This window comes from Ureibacillus chungkukjangi, from assembly GCF_044795995.1.
Lineage (GTDB): Bacteria > Bacillota > Bacilli > Bacillales_A > Planococcaceae > Ureibacillus > Ureibacillus chungkukjangi.
In genome coordinates, this window is the sequence record NZ_CP085009.1 from 1805029 (window position 1) to 1823695 (window position 18667).

Genomic DNA, 18667 nt, shown 5'->3' on the forward strand with positions numbered 1-18667 from the left:
TAATAGGTAATTTATTAATGAAGATTTTCAAATCAAATCTCAGTTTAACTAAAGTGAAGTAAAAAAAAATTGACTTTTAATTTTGAAAAAATTACAATTCAACTATTCAATAATATTCTTGAATAGAAGGTGATTTAAAATGTTCAATGAAAGAAATCTAAAGGATCTGTTGTATCAAGAGTTCGCAAGAATTGGTAAGAGCCTTTCAAGTCCAAAACGGTTGGAAATTCTCGATATTTTATCTCAGGGTCCTAAATCGGTGGAATCTTTGTCCAAAGCAACTACTATGTCCGTAGCGAATGTATCTCAACATTTACAAACTCTCGCTAATTCAAGATTGGTAAAGTTCCAGAAGAAAGGTAATTTCGTAATTTATGAGTTAGCAGACGAAGCTATTTCTGACTTTTTAAATTCTTTGCATACCTTGTCGGAAAAGCAGTTTGTGCAAGTCCAACAAATAAAACAAGAGTTCTTAAATACCAATTTAGGAATGAATGGAGTTACGCTTGAAGAACTTAATGATCGGATGGAAAAAGGAGAAGTTTTATTATTAGATGTCCGACCAAGAGAAGAATATGAAAATGCTCATATTCCAGGTGCTATTTCTATACCGATTGAAGAATTAGGGGAAAAACTCACTTCTTTACCAACGAACTGTGATGTTGTTGCATATTGTAGAGGGCCATATTGCTTGATGTCTGTAGAGGCAGTTGAAATTTTAAAGAGTAATGGTGTTAATGCTTATCGTTTAGAACAAAGCGTTCAAGATTGGAATGAATTTCAAGAACATTTGAATTAACTCGCAAATAGAAATTAGTTAAGTAATGTTCTTAATTTAATTGGGGGAAGTAGGTGTTTGCTATGGCCAGTGAAACTAATAATTTGGCACAGGGATATATAGATAATCCAGAGAAAATAAAAAAATTATATAACCGAACATTAATCATAGTCGTTCTATCTCAAATGTTTGGTGGAGCAGGTTTAGCTGCTGGAATCACAGTTGGAGCATTGCTTGCAGAACAAATGCTTGGAACAAATGCATTCGCAGGTTTACCAACTGCTTTATTTACGTTAGGTTCAGCAGGAGCTGCTTTAGCGGTCGGAAGACTTTCGAACCGTTTTGGAAGAAGAATTGGTTTGGCGACAGGCTTCATAACAGGTGGTCTCGGAGCTATAGGAGTTGTAGTTGCAGCTGTCTTAAATAGTGTGCTTTTATTATTTGCTGCCCTGCTCGTATATGGTGCGGGTACTGCAACGAATTTACAAGCTCGTTATGCTGGTACAGACTTGGCAACTAGCAAACAGCGAGCGACGGCAGTAAGTATAGCGATGGTTTCCACGACATTTGGTGCAGTTGCGGGTCCAAACTTAGTGGGGGTAATGGGGAATTTTGCTCTTTCTATTGGTATTCCATCACTTGCAGGACCATTTATTTTAGCTGCAGGCGCCTATATCTTAGCTGGTGGTGTCCTTTTCATAATGCTTCGTCCAGATCCATTTGTCATTGCTAGAATGATAGAAACAACAAATCAAGAGACTGGTGTAAATGAACATTTAGCAAAAACACATCATACAGAAAATAAAAGAGGCATAATTCTTGGTGCAACAATAATGGTTCTAACGCAAATTGTAATGGTAGCTATTATGACAATGACGCCAGTCCATATGAAGCATCATGGACATGGCTTGAATGCTGTTGGTCTTGTAATAGGCTTTCATATTGGTTCAATGTATCTCCCTTCATTAGTTACAGGAATCCTTGTTGATAAGCTAGGGCGAACTGCGATGGCTATTGCTTCTGGAATTACGTTGCTTCTGGCTGGAACGATAGCAGCGATTGCACCTGCAGATTCGATGTTACTTCTAGTAATCGCTCTTTCATTACTTGGATTAGGATGGAATTTTGGTTTGATAAGTGGAACTGCACTTATTGTTGATTCAACTAAAATTTCCACACGCGCTAAAACTCAAGGGACAGTGGACGTTTTAATTGCATTAGCTGGAGCTTCTGGTGGTGCCTTGTCTGGAATGATTGTTGCTGGTTCAAGTTATGAAACGTTATCACTCGCAGGTGGAATATTATCCCTGATACTTATTCCAGTTGTGGTTTGGTCTATAGGCGGTAAAAATAACAAATAGCTAAGTACATTGCTAGAAGGATTAAAATAACGAGAGGGAGGATTTTTTAATGAAACAAATTACAGCAAAAGAATTAGAGATGAAATGAAATCTGGAGAAAAGGTAAACATTATAGATATTCGTGAGGCTAATGATGTTGCTTCGGGCAAAATTTGGGGAGCTAAACATATCCCTTTAGGGGATATGTTTAGCGACATACACTCCGCACACGTAGAGTGTGTTGCGGAATTGGTTTTAGAAGAAACTGAAGCATAATAGATTATTTATGTTAGAGACTCGGATACGATTTTTGTATTCGAGTTTTTTTGTGGGAGAAAAGTTTTATGGAACGGTGAATTAAGGACTATGTGGATTTTAGTAAGGAGGGTTTGGCTCGGTTATGGCTGGAGGTCCGGTCATGAGCTAGGCTTGTTAAATAACAGGAAAAATTCCGCTTATTTAGAAAATAAAGTGGAAAATAGCCTGAATAACCGAAGAATTTCCCCTTAATAACTTGAAAAATAAGAAATGATCGATTTTTCTTATAATAGCAGGAAAATCTTCCCTTATTTACCCTGAAATGAGCTCTCTTTTTGTAAATAACCGAAAAATCTTCGCTTATTTACAATCGCTCTATTCATTTCTAAGTGTCTATTTTTCCGTAGTCGCTAATGACCTTGATGATGTAATAAGTTGCTCCCTCTACACCATCTATATCAGAACACTAGCCATCATAAAAAGGATTTTCAACATTCACATCGAAATAATACATAAGCTATGGAATTCAATTTTTCCAGATCATGAAAAGGGGATTTTAAAATGGATATAAGAAACCCAATTGGGAAACTAGAGGTACCTGAAAATGTAACTTTGCATCATGTACAAAAATGGTTAAAAGAAATCGAAACCTATACAATTCGATTAAGAGAAACTGTCGAGTCGATAAATAAAGAGGATTTAAGTAGAACTTATCGTGAAGGTAGCTGGACAGTTCGGCAGCTTGTGCATCACATTGCGGATTCGCAGCTGAATATGTATCAACGCTTGAAGCTTGCTTTAACAGACGAGAATCCAACAATTCCAGCCTTTGATGAAGAAAAATGGGCAGTTCTCCCAGATACAGAGCTACCAATCGAGCCTTCTATAAAAATGCTAGAAGGTATAAATGAACGTGTTGTTTCTTTGGGCAATAGTTTAACTGAGGATCAATTAAATCGAGTCTTTACTCACGAGACGAATGGTAAAATAACGGTTGCATATAAAATGGCAAAATTAGCTTGGCACGAAGAGCATCACTTAGCACATATAAAAATCGCCTTAAAACCAAACAATCGATTGTAATTTTCATTCACATTGAGATTCCCGTTAGGCAGATTGTATCTTTTAAGGAATATATTTTCCAAAAATAGAAAATTATTATTTCTAAATGTTAAGATTTGTCGTACAATGAATGGGACAACTGAATATACGTTTCGCACTAGGGGTGCTGTAAGGCTGAGAAGCGGGTTAAAATCCTGCTGACCCTCATGACCAGAACTAGGTAATACTAGCGTGGGGAAGTGCAAGTGATTTCATTATATTTTGTATTTTCTATATAACATTTCACTGCATCTTCTATTTGAGATGCAGTTTTTTTGTGTTTTTATGGACTATACTTCCCTTTTAAATAGTGGGCGAAACGGACAACAATTTACAAAATGGGAGGAAGAAAGAATGCAAGGTTTAAGCTGTGGTACAAGTAGAATCGTAGGGTGTCGTTTTTCCATCTATCCTATGGCGGACAATTTCATTGATGTAATCATGAAAGCGTTAAAAGAGGTAGATGCGAGAAAGGTTTGGATGGAAACAGATGACATTAGTACATGCATTAGAGGGCGAAGTGAACACGTATTTGATGTGGCTAAGGCTATTTTCATACATGCAGCCAAAACGGATGTACACGTAGTCTTTAATGGAACGTTTTCTGTAGGTTGTCCTGGAGATAGTGAAGGGGATAGTTATATGTCAGAGAATGACGAGCGTTTAAATGAATATGCCTCTAGTAAAGTAAAGGTTGAGGTGGCTACTCAGTTTGCTCTTTATCCTATGAACAATCCCGAATATATGCAGGTTATTGCCGATCAGGTAGAAGTTGCAAAGGCTCATGGAACATTTACGAAAGGTGTTCATTATGCATCCCGTCTTGATGGGGATGCCAATGCTGTGTTTAAAACAATTGAAGAAGCGTTTGTTAATGCATCCAAGACACATGAAAGAAGTCATGTGACGATGACTGCAGCAATTTCGGCGAACAGCCCATCAAAAAAACATCTATAACTTAAAGGCTAATTGAAACACAGATTTGATATGTGAAAACAAATATGAATTTTTTTAAGGAGTTCAGCAAATGTTAAATAAATGGAATTTACGTGAAATTGTCCTAATGGCAATTCTGGGCGTCGTGTTTGCGGTTATTTACCTTTTCTTTTTCACCGTTGGGACAGGTATTACCAACATCTTAACACCATTTGGCTTAGGGCCATTTGGATATGAAGTGATTTTTGGTATTTGGTTCATTGTTTCAATTATTACTGCTTATATCATTCGTAAGCCAGGTGCTGCATTAATCTCTGAAACGATTGCGGGTGGTGTTCAAGTGTTATTAGGCTCGCCAGCAGGTCCTATGCTAATCGTTTCAGCATTTATTCAAGGGCTTGGTGCCGAGTCGGTTTTTGCTGCAACTAAATATCGTAATTATTCTAAGGGTGTTCTTATTGCTGCCGGAATTGGTCCAGCTATCTTTAGTTTCATCTGGGGCCTATATCATTCTGGATATATTGCCTTATCACTGCCATTGCTTAGCTCGATGCTAATTGTTCGTGTGATTAGTGGGGCATTGATTGCTGGTTTACTAGGGAAGTGGATTTCAGAACGTTTAGCAGAAACTGGCGTGCTAAGAAGCTACACACTTGGAAAGGAGTGGCAGACAAAACGTGAGCAAAAAGCATCATAAGCCACTCATCTCAGTAGAGAATTTCTCGTTTGGTTATGATTCTGACAAGGAGGAGCTGCTTAAAGATTTGACATTCTCCATTCATGAACAAGAAACGCTTCTTTGTATCGGTCCAAGCGGTTCTGGTAAAAGCTCACTTTCCCTTTGTTTAAATAACCTTTACCCTGAAGCGGTTGAAGGAAAGGTAAATGGACAAATATTATATAATGGAAAGCCTCTAAGTCATTTTAAAAAGGGAGAAATCAACCAAGAGATTGGAGTTGTTTTTCAGGATCCCGAAAGTCAGTTTTGTATGGTTACGGTGGAAAATGAATTAGCGTTTACACTTGAAAATATCAAAACACCAAGAGAAGAGATGTCTAGAAGGATAGACGATATTTTAAAAGCTGTAGGGCTTATTGAAGAAAAACATCGGCCTATTCATGAATTATCAGGTGGGAATAAGCAAAAGGTAGCTCTTGCTTCTGTTCTTCTTTTAGAACCAAGACTATTAATCTTGGATGAACCGACAGCAAATCTAGATCCAGCTTCCCGTTTCGAGTTTATTGAATTAATTAGATCTTTAAAGAAAGAGCGGGAGTTTGCTCTGTTTATAATCGAGCATCAATTAGATGATTGGCTTCCACTAGTGAATCGGGTAATTGCCATTGATAGCTGTGGGAAGCTGCTGCTAGAGGGGATTCCAGAGGATGTATTTTATAACGAAGCAAAAAAGGTTAAAGAAGAAGGAATTCATATCCCAAGAATTGTTGAAGCTCTCGATACCTATGAGGGTAAGCTTCTTGAAAGCAATCGTCCCCTTTCCGAGAAGAGTCTAGTTTCATGGATGCATTCGATTGGCCAAGAAATGCTGCCTTTACGTAAGGAACTGCATTCATCCTATCAACTTGATGATAAGGTGAGTGAGGTTTTATCCTTAAGTAATGTTTCCTTTTCAAGGGGAAAGAAGTCCATCCTGCAAAATATTAATCTATCTCTATCATCGGGTGAAATAATAGCTATTGTTGGCAAAAATGGGGCAGGAAAGTCGACCCTATTACAGTTAATGTCAGGAATTTTAAAGACTAATACAGGTAGTCGTCTGCTTTTAAACAAGAAATATGAAGTGTGGTCAGAAAATGAAATGAGAAATGAACTGGGCTATGTATTTCAAAATCCTGAGCATCAATTTATAACAGATACTGTTTATGATGAAGTTGCGTTCAGCATGAAGCTAAACCAGGTTAATCAGGAAGCGATAGACCAAAACGTTAGCCAGCTGCTCAATCGTTTTCATCTTACAACTCATAAATGGAGCAATCCCTTTGCATTAAGTGGTGGGCAAAAAAGACGTTTAAGTGTGGCAACGATGCTAGAAGGGACACCGAGTGTTTTACTGTTTGACGAACCGACATTTGGCCAAGATGCCAAAACGACAGAAGAGTTAATGCAAATAATTCAGACGCTGCAAAAACAAGGTACTGCTATTGTATTTGTTACTCATGATATGGATCTTGTCGACAAATATTGTCATAGAGTTTGTGTCGTTAGTGAAGGTGAATTAAAGTTCAACGGCGAGCCTCAGGAACTATGGGAGAAGCTAGATTTAATCTATGAAGCTAATCTTAGACTCCCTTTCAGAATAAGGATAAATCGGGCGCTTGAAAGCCTATGTAACAATCAAGGTGAACAGGGGGATGACCAGGCACATGCTTACATCCATTAATCCGACGATGAAGGCCTTTGCAGTATTGATTCCTGCTTTGCTTCTAGCATTTTCGTTCGACCCACTAACACCTTTTATCTATTTAGTATTTACGATTGCTATAACATTTCTCTTTGGCAAGATTTCGTTTAAACGTTGGCTTTTAGTTTTTTCACCATTTCTTTTATTGGCAGTAAGCTTCGCATGGATGACGATGCTCCATCCTAGCGATACATTTTCAGGTGGGGAAGTTATATTTTCACTTTGGTCGTTAGAAGTCACTTCAGATAGCTTTTGGACTGGTATTTCATTGGGGCTACGATCACTTTCTTTCGCTGCATTATCCTTATTGTTTATTTTAACAACAGACTCTACAAAATTTATGTTAAGCTTAATGCAGCAATGTAAGCTACCACCAAAGCTAACCTTCGGGATTTTGGCAGGGTATCGTTTTTTGCCGACCTTTCGTTATGAGCTTCAGGTGTTAAAGCAAGCTCATCGTATTCGAGGTGTTGGAAGAGCCAGAGGAGTAAAAGAGCGTTTGCATCAGTTTCGGCGCTATGCCATTCCACTTTTGGCGAATGCGATTCGAAAAGCGGAGCGTGTAGCACTCGCTATGGAGTCCAAAGGGTTTACTGGAGAAAGCGACCGAACACATTATCATGAAATGTCCATCAATAAACGGGATTGGGTATTTGTTAGTGTCTTTTTTGGAATGTTTTTAGTGAGTATTTTTATATCTTATCAGCTTGGTATTTTAAATATTTTTGGGATAGAATTTGAAAAGTATTGAATGATTCAGAGAAATTATTCTATGGATTACTTAATTTTGAAGGTGGTAGAACATTATGACTGTAAATATTATCATACCTTCTTTTGCTTTATTGCTATTTATGATGGGGATATGGATGGGAAGCATGGTTGATCCGTTGTTTGGTTTACTAGCGATTTTAGGAGGTTTGTTATTAGGATTATCTACCTCATTTAAAACTGGAATAGTATCGAATAAAAAGACGAGACTTTTACTACTGGCATCCTTTGTTTTCCTGCTAGGTTTAATGTCATTGGCTTACTTGGTAATAATTCAAATGGTAATATAGCTTTAATGACATTGGCGCATTTCTCAGTGAAGTGCGCCTTTTCATCGTTATGGAAAGTATACTATTTCGATTTATAGATAACACTCTGAAAAAGCAAAATCTATATTTTATAACTTTGATTTCCTATAGACCTTGAAGACTCATAAGAGGAGAATTTTCCTCTAATAGTAATATAGAGCACCTATGAAGCAAAAATAAGCGAAAGATTTTCCGTTAACTGCATTAAACAAAGTGAATTACGAAGATTTTTCCCCTATAAAAGGAAAAACTTCCTTTATTTTTAAGGAAATATGGCTATTTATATAAATAAGCGAAATTCTTCCTCTTATTTTTGGATAGTCATTAGCGTTTAGTCCTTCAGAATAGACAGGATCAAATTTACGGTGAAGCTATTTGCAAAATGTGAAGGAAACGCCAGTAAGAATAATATAGAAAAGTGGACATACCCTTTTAGTGGGAGGGGTATTGTGAAAAAAGTGCTAATCGGATTTAGTTTGTTGCTACTCATAATTACTATATCTTTTGTGTTACTTAGCAAAAATTCAAATGATTCAACAGCTGTAAATGCGGAAGAACTAGAAAAAGCTTTGTCTAAAAGTATGAAAGAAACTGAAAAGGAAAAAGAATTGCTGGACAAGTTTTTTTCGGAGACCGCCCATGAACTACATAATAAGGGACTTCAAGTTGGTTTAAGCTTCTCGTTTGAAGAACGAAGCTTGACTGTACAAGCTCAAGATCAGACATATATAGATGTAAATAGAAGCAGCATTGAAAAGATTATTCATAATAAGTCAAAAGAGACTGGTTTTAAGGATTTTAAACTTGATTTTCTGACATTGGATAGTCGTGTATTAGCAGTAAGTGAAGATGAAGAACAGATAAGGAAATCTACTATGAAAGTTTATGAGGAGATTTCAGCTTTATTGGAGGAAAAGGGATATCATTATAATTCACTTTCAACGAATATGGATAATGAAATCATTATAGAGCTCCAGGGAAATAATGCTGATTTGGAGAACAGTGAGAAAATTGAAGCACTCGAAAAGCTGATTGATGAGAGGATACTTTCAAAAACAGATTTGAATTTCACTGTAAATTTTAAAAGGCAAAGTGAAAACGCAATCAGAGACCAAGAATGGCAACCAATTTTTACTGCGATAATTGATGAGACAAATAAAAAATTTGAAGAATATAGAGGGTTTGGCTATTCTTTTCATCCTGCCCCTTTACAAATCATTATCAAGACGGAGCTAGATTCACCTAGCTGGTTCTCGAATTCAGATGAAAAGGTAAATCAAATAACTGAATATGTCGAGAAAATCATTGAAATGAAAAGAAACGAGCTTTCGATAGAAGAAATACCGTACAAAATAATAGTTAGAGATAAAAATAATAAAAAATTAAATTAGAGCAATGCATGTAAGAAGGCGATAAACCATATGGTTTATCGCCTTTTTCTTGTGCGCCCGGCATGCGCATGAACTATAGGGTGTAAGTCCCGAACCCCGAAGACAGAAGTAGAGGTTAGCCAAGAGCAAGGGTGTCCGTGGCGACGCGGAATCTGAAGGAAGCTGGAGGCAAAACACCGGTCCGAGGAACACGAATCTCATACAAGGCTAGTTACGACTGGATGAGTTTGCAAGACAAAACAAAGTCCTTTCTGTCGAAGGTCATACCTAGTAAATGAGGCGGATAGATGGTGTGAAAGTGCATGTGCTTACCCGGGGAGGTCTGATGGAAACATGAAGTACCCTTCATAACCTACTTGGTGACAAGTAGCTGAATCATCAGAAGTCAGCAGAGGTCATAGTACGATTGGGTCTAGAACCAGTCGGAAGGACTGAACAATTAAGAGAGATTAGCCCTTGGCTTTCCATCTAGAATGAATGAGCACAGAAAACAGAGAAACCTCACGCTTAGAAAGTAGTGGTGAATCCCACGAGGGTATTTGCGGAGGGTGGAGTTCAGATGGGCATAAGAAGATAAGCTAATCACGGAAAGGAACGAAATGGTGATGTTGAATCAAATTCTTGAACGGCAAAATATGATACAAGCGCTAAAGCGAGTTGAAGCGAATAAAGGAAGCCATGGAGTAGACATGATGCCCGTACAAACCTTACGACAGCACATGCTCGAAAATTGGGAAACCATTAAATCGCAGATTTTGAATGGAACCTATGAACCGCAACCAGTACGTCGAGTCGAAATCCCGAAACCAGATGGTGGTGTGCGTTTACTAGGTATCCCAACCGTGACAGACCGTTTGATTCAACAAGCTATCTCGCAGATTTTATCGAAGGAATATGACGAAACATTTTCGGACCACAGTTATGGATTCCGTCCAAATCGGAGCGCCCATGACGCCGTTCGGAAAGCAAAGGGTTATTTAAAGGAAGGTTATCGATGGGTAATTGACATGGATTTAGAGAAATTCTTCGATAAGGTTAATCATGACCGACTAATGGCAACATTAACGAAACGAATTTCAGATAAACCTTTATTAAAACTTATTCGTAAATACCTCCAAGCCGGTGTCATGATAAATGGAGTGGTTTCAAGTACAGAAGAAGGAACACCACAAGGTGGACCTTTAAGTCCTCTACTTTCAAACGTAGTTCTAGATGAACTTGATAAAGAGTTGGAGGAACGTGGACATAAATTCGTTCGATACGCAGATGATTGCAATATTTATGTGAAAACGGAACGTGCGGGGTTAAGAGTAATGGCGAGTGTACAAAGATTTATTGAGGGAAAACTTCGTTTAAAAGTAAACCAAAAGAAATCAGCAGTAGATCGTCCTTGGAACCGAAAGTTCTTAGGTTTTAGTTTCACGAATCACAAAGAACCAAAAGTTCGTCTTGCGAAAACAAGTCTAGTCCGAATGAAGATGAAAATACGAGAGATTACCTCAAGAAAGATGCCATATTCCATGGAATACAGAATCGAGAAGTTAAACCAGTATCTAATGGGGTGGTGTGGTTATTTTGCATTAGCAGATACAAGTTCCACATTCAAATCACTAGATAGCTGGATTAAAAGAAGATTAAGGATGTGTCTATGGAAGAATTGGAAGAAACCTCGAACAAGAGTCAGAAATCTTACTCGATTGAAAGTTCCTTTTGGAAAAGCATACGAGTGGGGAAACACCCGGAAAGGGTACTGGCGCATTTCTAATAGCCCCATATTACACAGAACCCTCGGCAATTCCTATTGGGAAAGCCAAGGGCTGAAAAGTCTGCAAGTTCGTTACGAAACTTTGCGTTATTCATCTTAATTGAACCGCCGTATACGGAACCGTACGTACGGTGGTGTGAGAGGTCGGGAGTTAATCACTCCCTCCTACTCGATATTTTATAGCAAGTAATATCTTATCGAAATATACTATCGGATTACTTTTGAACTATATGAAATCCTACGAGTAGCTAATTTAAGATTATTTCTTACTATTTTAAAAAAATAGCACTTGTTTTAAGCTGTCTTTATGATACTATTAGTAAATTCTAACAATTTCAATATATTAAACTATTATAATATTACTGAAGGGGGATATATATATTGAAAAGATTGATAATGGCGATTTTAATCGTTTTACCATTTATTTTAATGCTGGGGGCTATACCTTTTGTTAACCGAATTCATCCAATTGTTCTAGGTCTGCCTTTCTTCCATTTCTGGCTATTTTTAAGCATGGTCATTGTGCCTGTATGTACTTATCTCATTTATAGAATCCAAAAATCGGAAGGGAGTATTGAATGATGCAAGGAAATTTAACAGCTTTGTTAGTCACAAGCTTTATAGTACTATCGGTTGTATTAATTGGTTTTATAGCGGGAAGAGATAAGTCTAGTAGAAGCTCTGTTGAGGAGTGGTCAGTTGGCGGAAGGAAATTTGGACCATTACTTGTTTGGCTTTTGGTCGGTGCTGATTTATATACAGCTTATACGTTTCTTGGCTTAACAAGTACTGCTTATTCAAGTGGTAGTCTTGCGTTCTTTGCTATTCCTTACACGATTATTGCATTCTTTATTTCTTATTTCTATTTACCAAAGCTTTGGAAGGTTGCAAAAGAGTTTAAATACACTACCCTTGCCGATTATGCAAAGGGCCGTTTTGATAGTAAGTTTTTATCATTGCTAATAGCCATTGTAGGTGTATTAATGCTTATTCCATATATTGATTTACAGTTAGCAGGTATTCAAGATACTTTACGTGTAGCTGGTACAGGTTATATTAATGTTCAGGTAGTTGTTATTATATCGTTTTTATTAGTCGCACTATATACATTCTTTAGTGGTATCAAAGGGCCAACTTATACAGCAATTATCAAAGATATTTTAATCTGGGTTATTATGCTGTTCCTTGTAGTAACTATTCCAATGATTCATTTTGGTGGTTGGGGCTCTATGATTAATAAAATTGTGGTCGAGTCTCCTGAGCTTCTCACAATTCCAACAACTGGTCCAAAGGGCATTCCTTGGTTTCTAACCGCTTCACTTGTTTCTGGTTTAGCGTTATTTATGTGGGCGCATGGTGCAACAGGAGTATTAACGGCAAAAAACGCGGATACACTTCGTAAGAATGCAATCTATCTACCACTATATAATATAGTGCTGATTCTGGTTGTGTTTCTAGGCTTCGCTGCATTTCATGTATTACCAGAGGGAAGTGATCCTCGTTTTGCATTATTAAATTTAATACAAATGTCTTATGGCGGGGTGGTTCAAGGTCTAGCATATGCTACAATTGCTCTTGCTTCACTTATTCCATGTTCGATTATGGCGATTGGGGCTTCCAATTTGTTTGCGAATAATATTTATCGTGACTTTATTAATCCGAAGGTAGCTCCTGCAAAGTTAACGCTTATTACACGTTCTATGGTATTTGTCGTTATCGGATTAGCTCTGGTATTTGGAATGTTGTTCCCAACCGCCCTTGTATCACTTCAACTTCTAGGGGTATCTGGAATGGTTCAAATTTTCCCTGCTATTGTCTTTAGCTTGTTCTGGAAAAAGCAAACGAAAGAGGCAACGATTATCGGGTTAATTGTAGGATTAGTGGTAACGTTTACAGTTTCTGCAACAGGAATGACTTATGGCATCTATGAAGGTTTCTGGGGTTTAATGGCAAACATCCTGATACTTATGATTCTAAATCCTATTTTTGCAAGAGCTAACAGTCGCAATTCAAACCCTATTATGGATCTATTATTTACAGAACGTAAAGTAGGTTAGGAAAATGATAGATTAAAGCTCGAATACGCTATGTATTCGAGCTTTTTTAGAAGCTTAAATAAAACATTATATTGTAGACTTTGATTGTTTAATAGAATACTAGTGTGCCATCATCTCATGTGCTATCGTATGTCCATCCATAGAAGCTGGGTAGTATGTTGGCCAATTTTCTACTTCATCTAATAGCGCTGCTCGATCATCTCCCCAATATAAATGGAAGTGATCAGATTTTTGTGGTGAAATAATATGGTCACTAAATTGAATATAACCAGGCACGCCTTCTTCGTTACCTGTGTGTTTGTAAATAAAACGAACGCCTCGATTGCCTTTTTCGTAAGTTAAAATTTCATAACCGTCATACACGAATTCTCCCATGTGGGCATGTCCGTTATCGTAAAATGTTACATTATTTCCTTCGATAACGATTCGATCAGTTGACGTTTTGTAGCCAATTTCATAGTAGGCCTTAAAATCTTCTGCGGTTTTCGTATCATCATGCTCTGCCTTGTGCTCAAATACCTCATCTAAAGTTCCATCCTGTAAATAAGGGTAGACTGATTGCCAATCTCCAGCCCAATCACTTAGTTCACGTTCCTTTACCTGTTCATCGTCAAAATAGCCTGCATAAATATCCTTTGAATCTTCGTCATGACTGTGGTTATGGTCGTGATCATGATTATGTACCTGTTCTTCGCTTGTCGTTGTTTCTTCGGATGGAGTGGTAGCTTGCTCAACCGAGTTATCCTTTGTTTCCTCTTCAGCGCAGCCAACTAACATAGCGCTTAATGCCAAAATACTTAACCAACTTATTTTTGCCTTCATCATCATTCTCCTTTTATAAATAGTAATTGTTACGCTTTATGATTATACGTAGCTAATTTGCAAATGTCAACGTAAATAGTAATTATTACGGTTTATAAAACTCGAAATAGGAATAATTATATATTTTCTTTCTTACCAATGATTATCTTTGTTATTATTATCCTTAATAGGGATACTCTAGTTAGACAATTAGTTAAAATACTAATGATAAAGGGGAAAGCACATGGCAAAAAAAGGTGTAGAGCTGTCACCTGAACAACGTGTAGAAATACTTGATTTATTGAAAAAGCGATTCGAAAAGAACATGAATCGACATGAAGGGATGGAGTGGTCAGAAGTAAGAGCTAGGCTTGAGACAAATGCTGAAAAATTATGGTCACTTAACTATATGGAATTGACTAACGGTGAACCAGATGTCATTGCACAGGATAAAGAAACTGGTGAATTTATATTTTTTGATTGTTCAAAAGAGAGTCCTAAAGGTCGCCGGAGCCTCTGCTATGATCGAGAAGCACTCGAATCAAGAAAGCAGCACAAGCCAGAAAATAGTGCTATAGATTTGGCTGCTGAAATGGGCATTAAATTACTGACTGAAGAACAGTATCGTGAGCTTCAAAGGTTAGGGAAATTCGATAATAAAACTTCAAGCTGGGTGAAAACACCTGAGAATATTAGAAAATTGGGTGGGGCACTGTTTTGCGATTGTCGTTATGACACAGTCTTTCTATACCACAATGGAGCAGAATCCTATTATGCTGCAAGGGGATTCCGTGGTTCACTAAGGGTTTAATTTTAGATTGAAATTAGATTTATTTTGCAGAGAATTGTAGAAGTGTGCTGATATTAAAAATATTATGCCTAATCTTAATACGTACAAGCAATGTTTAAAATCCTAAGTAATATATGGTACTTATAGACTCGAATACGCTCTAATGTATTCGAGTTTTTTACACCTATTAAATATAAATCTACTAAACTTTTTGCTGAAAATTATACGTTTTTATATTATGGTAAAATAAGTAAAGATGATAGAACATGACTTATCGGAAGGGGATATTATGCAAAAATTATTAATTATAGTTAGCTTTATAGTCAGTTTCTTATTTATTATTGGATGCAGTGGACAGGTCGAAGAAAATGGAGATTTTCTTTTATATAATACTGGATTTCCCTTTAAAGCAAATGAAACTTATTTTATCGTGACGAAAACAGAGTGGACTGGTGATTTACCAGTTGAAATCGATTCAATTGAATTAATAAAAAACAAGGAAGAGACAATTACATATAAAGAAGATGGAATAAAATATGAAGTTTATGGTGCAGATCCATTAAAAACATCAGGTGTTTGGCCAGAATCAGATATTGGAGATCTCAAAAGTATCGAAAATCTAGAAATTCAAAAGGAAGGTAAAATCGTTTTTAAATTAACTTTGGGTGAGGATGTAAAAGAAGATAGTAATCGGAGAGTGAAAATTAACTATAAGATTGACGGAGTTGGAAAAGAAAAAGTTGTTGATTGGGTAACTCTTCAAGAATTATCTACAGAATTAAAGAATTAGTGAAATGATAGTTGGATTCAAATGTATATAGTTAAAAAAGGGAGCTTAGTCTATCAAGCTCCTTTTTTAGGTTTCTATAATTTGCAAGCTCTATATCAGTAAGAACTTTTTACATTTTCTTTCTATAATGTAAATACTCTAAAAAACTTTTGGCTGCTAGAGAAAGGGATTTTCGCTCTCTCATTGCAATGCCGATAGTTCGGTATGCAGGTATTTCAAGCTCCTTCGCAAATATCTGATAGGGAATACGGTTTAGTATTAATTCTGGCAATATGCTGATGCCTAAACCGTTTTCAACCATAGACATAATCGCATAGTCATCCCAGGTTGTAAAAGAAATTTGTGGAGTAATTTGATGCTTCTCGAAAATTTCAGAGATTTCTGCTTTGGCCCCTTTTTCCAACAGCATAAAGGGACTGCTTAATAATTCTCTTATTGGAAAATTATCAGCATCAGCAAATGAGTGATCTTGAGGTATTATTACGAGCAATCTGTCTTCTTCTAAAACTATCGTGTCCAGTTGTGCGTTACTAGTAGGTAGTCTTAAAAAACCAAAGTCAACACGTCCTTCCAATATCCAGCTCTCTATCTCTGTATAATCTCCTAAAAGCAATTCGAAATCGATATTGGGATAGTCCTTTTTAAAGTATTTAATGATATTTGGTAGCCAATGTGTTGCCACACTTGAAAAAGTGCCTATACGGATTATTCCTGTTTGTAAATTTTGTAATTCCTCGATTTGTGTCATTAAAATTTCATGTTCATTGCATATTCGCTGTAATTGAGGAAGCAGCTTGATACCATCAGAGGTCAAGCTTATTCCTGCACGTCCTCTTTCAAAAAGTGAAACGTCCCATTCTAATTCTAAATCGTTAATCATTCGGCTGATACCTGATTGAGTATAGTTCAATGCTTCCGCAGCTCTTGTGAAGCTCCCATATTCTACAGCTTTTACAAACGCCATATATTTTTGGATATTCATAGTTCCCTCCTTAACATTCGGTTTTGTTATGTAAAGCATGAGAAACATTCAATTTTGTTATATATATGGGTATGCTATTCTATTGCTATTGAAAAATCAAGTTTAAAAGGGATGGGTTTACAGAATGGTTAGGCATTCACAAGAGGCTTGGGGGAACTTAAAGTGAAAAATACTTATTTTAAATATGTATTCGCATTGCTCTTATTTGGCTCTAATGGAATTGTTGCGAGTTACATACTATTGACCAGCTATGAGATTGTTTATCTTAGAACTTTAATTGGTAGCATATTTTTGATCGCCATATTTATATTAACAAAGCAAAAATTACACATTTTAAAAAATAAAGCACACTTTATGTATTTGCTAATTTCCGGGGTGGCGATGGGTGCAAGCTGGATATTTTTATTTGAAGCCTTCAATCAAATTGGTGTTAGTATTGCCACACTTGCCTATTACTGTGGACCAGTCATTGTTATGATTCTATCACCGTTTCTATTTAAGGAAAAAATGACAAGGGCTAAGATACTCGGATTTATTGCAGTTATGATCGGGATGCTGTGTGTAAACGTTCAGGCATTTATGCAGGGGACGGTTTCTATAGGATTGATATTTGGGATTTTGTCAGCATTCATGTATGTTATTATGGTTGTCTTTAACAAAAAGGCTAGAAGCATAACAGGCCTTGAAAATGCGACGGGACAGCTAGTCATCAGCTTTTTAACAGTTGCTATTTTTATAGGATTTAAACAAGGTTTTTCGGTCAATATAGTAGATGGGAATTTGTTTCCTATACTATTATTAGGTGTTGTGAATACGGGAATTGGTTGCTATTTATATTTTTCGTCGATTGGTAAGCTTCCTGTACAGTCTGTTTCCATCCTCGGTTATTTAGAACCGCTTTCAGCATTGATTTTTTCAGCCTTAATATTAGGTGAACAGTTAAGTCTAGTTCAAATGGGTGGTGCTGTATTAATCTTAGGAGGCGCAGCATATGGAGAATTATTTAGATCTTTTAATAATTTTAGGAAAAAAGTGTAGAACCTTCTTTTTAATTACGTCGTTGTAATAATGTTAGGAGAAGATTAATAGAACTATAAAAACATTAAATTTATTCAAGGATTTCATATTTTATCTGTATCTATAAAATTCTTTGAAGAATAAGGGGGCATAATGGAAGAGTCTTATTTTCTTTATATCATTAAAATGATAATTATTGGTTTAGTACAAGGCTTTACAGAACCAATTCCTGTGTCATCAAGCGGCCATGTAATGATAGCAAGTGAGCTTTTAGGATTAGGTGAACAAGGTTTTACTTTCGCAATTTTAACCAATACAGCTTCACTATGCGCGATACTTTATATTTATAGACATGATATTAGTAGAATAGCTACAAATTCCATTTATTATGTTAGAACAAAAAATCACAGGTACAAGAGTGACTTCCGTTTTGTGAGTTTTATCATAATTGGTACAATTCCAGCAGGGGTACTTGGGATACTGCTGGATGATTATATAGCTGAACATGTTAGTATGACAATGATCGCAATAATGCTTTTTGTCACGGGAATCGCGTTATGGTTAATTCGCAATATGAAGGGTGTAAAAGATGAACGTCATCTTACGACTAAGGATGCATTAATAGTTGGTTTAGGACAGGCTGTAGCTTTAACACCAGGAATTAGTCGTTCAGGGGCAACAATCATTACATCCATTGCTGTTGGCATGAAACAAGAAACAGCACTTCGATTTTCGTTCTTATTATATATCCCAGTAAGTCTCGGAGGGGTAATTTTAGGTCTATCTGATTTCATAAATGAGCCAAATAAAACAGATTTAGCAATACCATATCTAGCAGCATTTCTTTCTACATTAATCATGAGCTATGTGGCGATGAAATGGTTTATGGGCATTATGAAGAATGGAAAATTAATATATTTTACCTATTATTGTTTTCTTGTAGGAATACTCCTACTAATCTTCTTTTAATATTGATATTCTAACTCGCGTACATTCTTTGTATGCGGTTTTTTTATTGAAGAAATTTGATTAAACAATCTATAATAATATATGGTGCAATTTGGAAATATTATTCAGGTGATGAATAAGGTAATAAGAAGTAATTAGCTGTTACTTGTTCTGTCATTTTTATTTTACATATTCGATAGTTAGAGGATTGGGT

19 protein-coding genes and 1 riboswitch are annotated in these 18667 nt (G+C 36.5%); of the genes, 17 read left to right on the top strand and 2 right to left on the bottom strand.

Going from position 1 to position 18667, the window contains the following annotated elements; translation table 11 throughout:
* The first annotated feature begins 139 nt into the window (after nucleotides 1-139).
* From LG296_RS08945 to LG296_RS09005, 13 genes are all read left to right on the top strand, one after another.
* A complete protein-coding gene (locus tag LG296_RS08945; RefSeq protein WP_107935692.1) occupies nucleotides 140-799 on the top strand; it encodes a metalloregulator ArsR/SmtB family transcription factor in 660 nt (219 codons plus the stop codon).
* 62 nt (nucleotides 800-861) lie between these two features.
* Nucleotides 862-2139: an MFS transporter gene (locus LG296_RS08950; RefSeq protein ID WP_107935714.1), complete on the top strand. Its 1278-nt coding sequence runs from the start codon at nucleotides 862-864 to the stop codon at nucleotides 2137-2139.
* A gap of 84 nt (nucleotides 2140-2223) precedes the next feature.
* A complete protein-coding gene (locus LG296_RS08955) occupies nucleotides 2224-2394 on the top strand; it encodes a rhodanese-like domain-containing protein (RefSeq protein WP_146223219.1) in 171 nt (56 codons plus the stop codon).
* 543 nt (nucleotides 2395-2937) lie between these two features.
* The gene (locus LG296_RS08960) at nucleotides 2938-3459 is read left to right on the top strand and encodes a YfiT family bacillithiol transferase (protein WP_107935694.1); all 522 of its coding nucleotides are present in this window, start codon (nucleotides 2938-2940) and stop codon (nucleotides 3457-3459) included.
* A gap of 128 nt (nucleotides 3460-3587) precedes the next feature.
* Nucleotides 3588-3693: riboswitch (TPP riboswitch) on the top strand.
* 138 nt (nucleotides 3694-3831) lie between these two features.
* On the top strand, nucleotides 3832-4434 hold the full coding sequence (locus LG296_RS08965; protein ID WP_107935696.1) for a YkoF family thiamine/hydroxymethylpyrimidine-binding protein: 603 nt from the start codon (nucleotides 3832-3834) through the stop codon (nucleotides 4432-4434).
* A gap of 70 nt (nucleotides 4435-4504) precedes the next feature.
* The gene (locus tag LG296_RS08970; RefSeq protein ID WP_107935698.1) at nucleotides 4505-5110 is read left to right on the top strand and encodes an ECF transporter S component; all 606 of its coding nucleotides are present in this window, start codon (nucleotides 4505-4507) and stop codon (nucleotides 5108-5110) included.
* Nucleotides 5091-6815, top strand: coding sequence for an ABC transporter ATP-binding protein (locus tag LG296_RS08975; RefSeq protein ID WP_107935700.1), 1725 nt, complete (start codon nucleotides 5091-5093; stop codon nucleotides 6813-6815). Before LG296_RS08970 ends, LG296_RS08975 begins: the two co-directional genes overlap by 20 nt.
* A complete protein-coding gene (locus LG296_RS08980; protein ID WP_107935702.1) occupies nucleotides 6799-7587 on the top strand; it encodes an energy-coupling factor transporter transmembrane protein EcfT in 789 nt (262 codons plus the stop codon). The genes LG296_RS08975 and LG296_RS08980 overlap by 17 nt, the downstream gene beginning before the upstream one ends.
* Before the next feature lie 55 nt (nucleotides 7588-7642).
* The gene (locus tag LG296_RS08985; RefSeq protein WP_107935704.1) at nucleotides 7643-7894 is read left to right on the top strand and encodes a hypothetical protein; all 252 of its coding nucleotides are present in this window, start codon (nucleotides 7643-7645) and stop codon (nucleotides 7892-7894) included.
* A 383-nt stretch (nucleotides 7895-8277) separates the two neighbouring features.
* Nucleotides 8278-9303, top strand: coding sequence for a hypothetical protein (locus LG296_RS08990; protein ID WP_235867664.1), 1026 nt, complete (start codon nucleotides 8278-8280; stop codon nucleotides 9301-9303).
* A 602-nt stretch (nucleotides 9304-9905) separates the two neighbouring features.
* Entirely contained in the window at nucleotides 9906-11168 is a 1263-nt protein-coding gene (ltrA, locus tag LG296_RS08995) for a group II intron reverse transcriptase/maturase (RefSeq protein WP_107937924.1), read from the top strand.
* Nucleotides 11169-11464: 296 nt separating this feature from the next.
* The gene (locus LG296_RS09000) at nucleotides 11465-11650 is read left to right on the top strand and encodes a DUF3311 domain-containing protein (RefSeq protein WP_285842055.1); all 186 of its coding nucleotides are present in this window, start codon (nucleotides 11465-11467) and stop codon (nucleotides 11648-11650) included.
* Nucleotides 11650-13125, top strand: coding sequence for a sodium:solute symporter (locus LG296_RS09005; RefSeq protein WP_107936066.1), 1476 nt, complete (start codon nucleotides 11650-11652; stop codon nucleotides 13123-13125). The genes LG296_RS09000 and LG296_RS09005 overlap by 1 nt, the downstream gene beginning before the upstream one ends.
* A gap of 99 nt (nucleotides 13126-13224) precedes the next feature.
* Here the strand turns inward: LG296_RS09005 and LG296_RS09010 are convergent, their stop codons facing one another.
* Entirely contained in the window at nucleotides 13225-13947 is a 723-nt protein-coding gene (locus LG296_RS09010) for a metal-binding protein ZinT (protein WP_107936068.1), read from the bottom strand.
* A 223-nt stretch (nucleotides 13948-14170) separates the two neighbouring features.
* Between LG296_RS09010 and LG296_RS09015 the strand changes: the two genes are divergently transcribed.
* The gene (locus LG296_RS09015; protein WP_107936070.1) at nucleotides 14171-14737 is read left to right on the top strand and encodes a DUF4256 domain-containing protein; all 567 of its coding nucleotides are present in this window, start codon (nucleotides 14171-14173) and stop codon (nucleotides 14735-14737) included.
* A gap of 268 nt (nucleotides 14738-15005) precedes the next feature.
* On the top strand, nucleotides 15006-15506 hold the full coding sequence (locus tag LG296_RS09020; protein WP_107936072.1) for a hypothetical protein: 501 nt from the start codon (nucleotides 15006-15008) through the stop codon (nucleotides 15504-15506).
* A gap of 109 nt (nucleotides 15507-15615) precedes the next feature.
* On the opposite strand, the gene LG296_RS09025 is transcribed toward LG296_RS09020, so the two are convergent.
* On the bottom strand, nucleotides 15616-16488 hold the full coding sequence (locus LG296_RS09025; RefSeq protein ID WP_107936074.1) for a LysR family transcriptional regulator: 873 nt from the start codon (nucleotides 16486-16488) through the stop codon (nucleotides 15616-15618).
* A 162-nt stretch (nucleotides 16489-16650) separates the two neighbouring features.
* Between LG296_RS09025 and LG296_RS09030 the strand changes: the two genes are divergently transcribed.
* Together LG296_RS09030 and LG296_RS09035 are read left to right on the top strand one after the other, a co-directional pair.
* Nucleotides 16651-17526 carry a DMT family transporter gene (locus LG296_RS09030; protein ID WP_404427948.1) on the top strand — a complete coding sequence of 292 codons (876 nt, stop codon included), beginning with the start codon at nucleotides 16651-16653 and terminating at the stop codon, nucleotides 17524-17526.
* Between the two features lie 132 nt (nucleotides 17527-17658).
* A complete protein-coding gene (locus LG296_RS09035; RefSeq protein ID WP_107936078.1) occupies nucleotides 17659-18474 on the top strand; it encodes an undecaprenyl-diphosphate phosphatase in 816 nt (271 codons plus the stop codon).
* Nucleotides 18475-18667: the final 193 nt, after the last annotated feature.

Excerpts from the sequence above, each read along its gene's own strand:
- LG296_RS08955 (WP_146223219.1), top strand. The coding sequence starts at position 2,224 with ATGAAATCTGGAGAAAAGGTAAACATTATAGATATTCGTGAGGCTAAT.
- LG296_RS09005 (WP_107936066.1), top strand. The coding sequence starts at position 11,650 with ATGCAAGGAAATTTAACAGCTTTGTTAGTCACAAGCTTTATAGTACTA.
- LG296_RS09010 (WP_107936068.1), bottom strand. The coding sequence starts at position 13,947 with ATGAAGGCAAAAATAAGTTGGTTAAGTATTTTGGCATTAAGCGCTATG.
- LG296_RS09015 (WP_107936070.1), top strand. The coding sequence starts at position 14,171 with ATGGCAAAAAAAGGTGTAGAGCTGTCACCTGAACAACGTGTAGAAATA.
- LG296_RS08945 (WP_107935692.1), top strand. The coding sequence starts at position 140 with ATGTTCAATGAAAGAAATCTAAAGGATCTGTTGTATCAAGAGTTCGCA.
- LG296_RS09025 (WP_107936074.1), bottom strand. The coding sequence starts at position 16,488 with ATGAATATCCAAAAATATATGGCGTTTGTAAAAGCTGTAGAATATGGG.
- LG296_RS08950 (WP_107935714.1), top strand. The coding sequence starts at position 862 with ATGGCCAGTGAAACTAATAATTTGGCACAGGGATATATAGATAATCCA.
- LG296_RS09035 (WP_107936078.1), top strand. The coding sequence starts at position 17,659 with ATGGAAGAGTCTTATTTTCTTTATATCATTAAAATGATAATTATTGGT.
- LG296_RS08980 (WP_107935702.1), top strand. The coding sequence starts at position 6,799 with ATGCTTACATCCATTAATCCGACGATGAAGGCCTTTGCAGTATTGATT.
- LG296_RS09000 (WP_285842055.1), top strand. The coding sequence starts at position 11,465 with ATGGCGATTTTAATCGTTTTACCATTTATTTTAATGCTGGGGGCTATA.
- LG296_RS08965 (WP_107935696.1), top strand. The coding sequence starts at position 3,832 with ATGCAAGGTTTAAGCTGTGGTACAAGTAGAATCGTAGGGTGTCGTTTT.
- LG296_RS09020 (WP_107936072.1), top strand. The coding sequence starts at position 15,006 with ATGCAAAAATTATTAATTATAGTTAGCTTTATAGTCAGTTTCTTATTT.
- LG296_RS08960 (WP_107935694.1), top strand. The coding sequence starts at position 2,938 with ATGGATATAAGAAACCCAATTGGGAAACTAGAGGTACCTGAAAATGTA.
- LG296_RS08970 (WP_107935698.1), top strand. The coding sequence starts at position 4,505 with ATGTTAAATAAATGGAATTTACGTGAAATTGTCCTAATGGCAATTCTG.
- LG296_RS08985 (WP_107935704.1), top strand. The coding sequence starts at position 7,643 with ATGACTGTAAATATTATCATACCTTCTTTTGCTTTATTGCTATTTATG.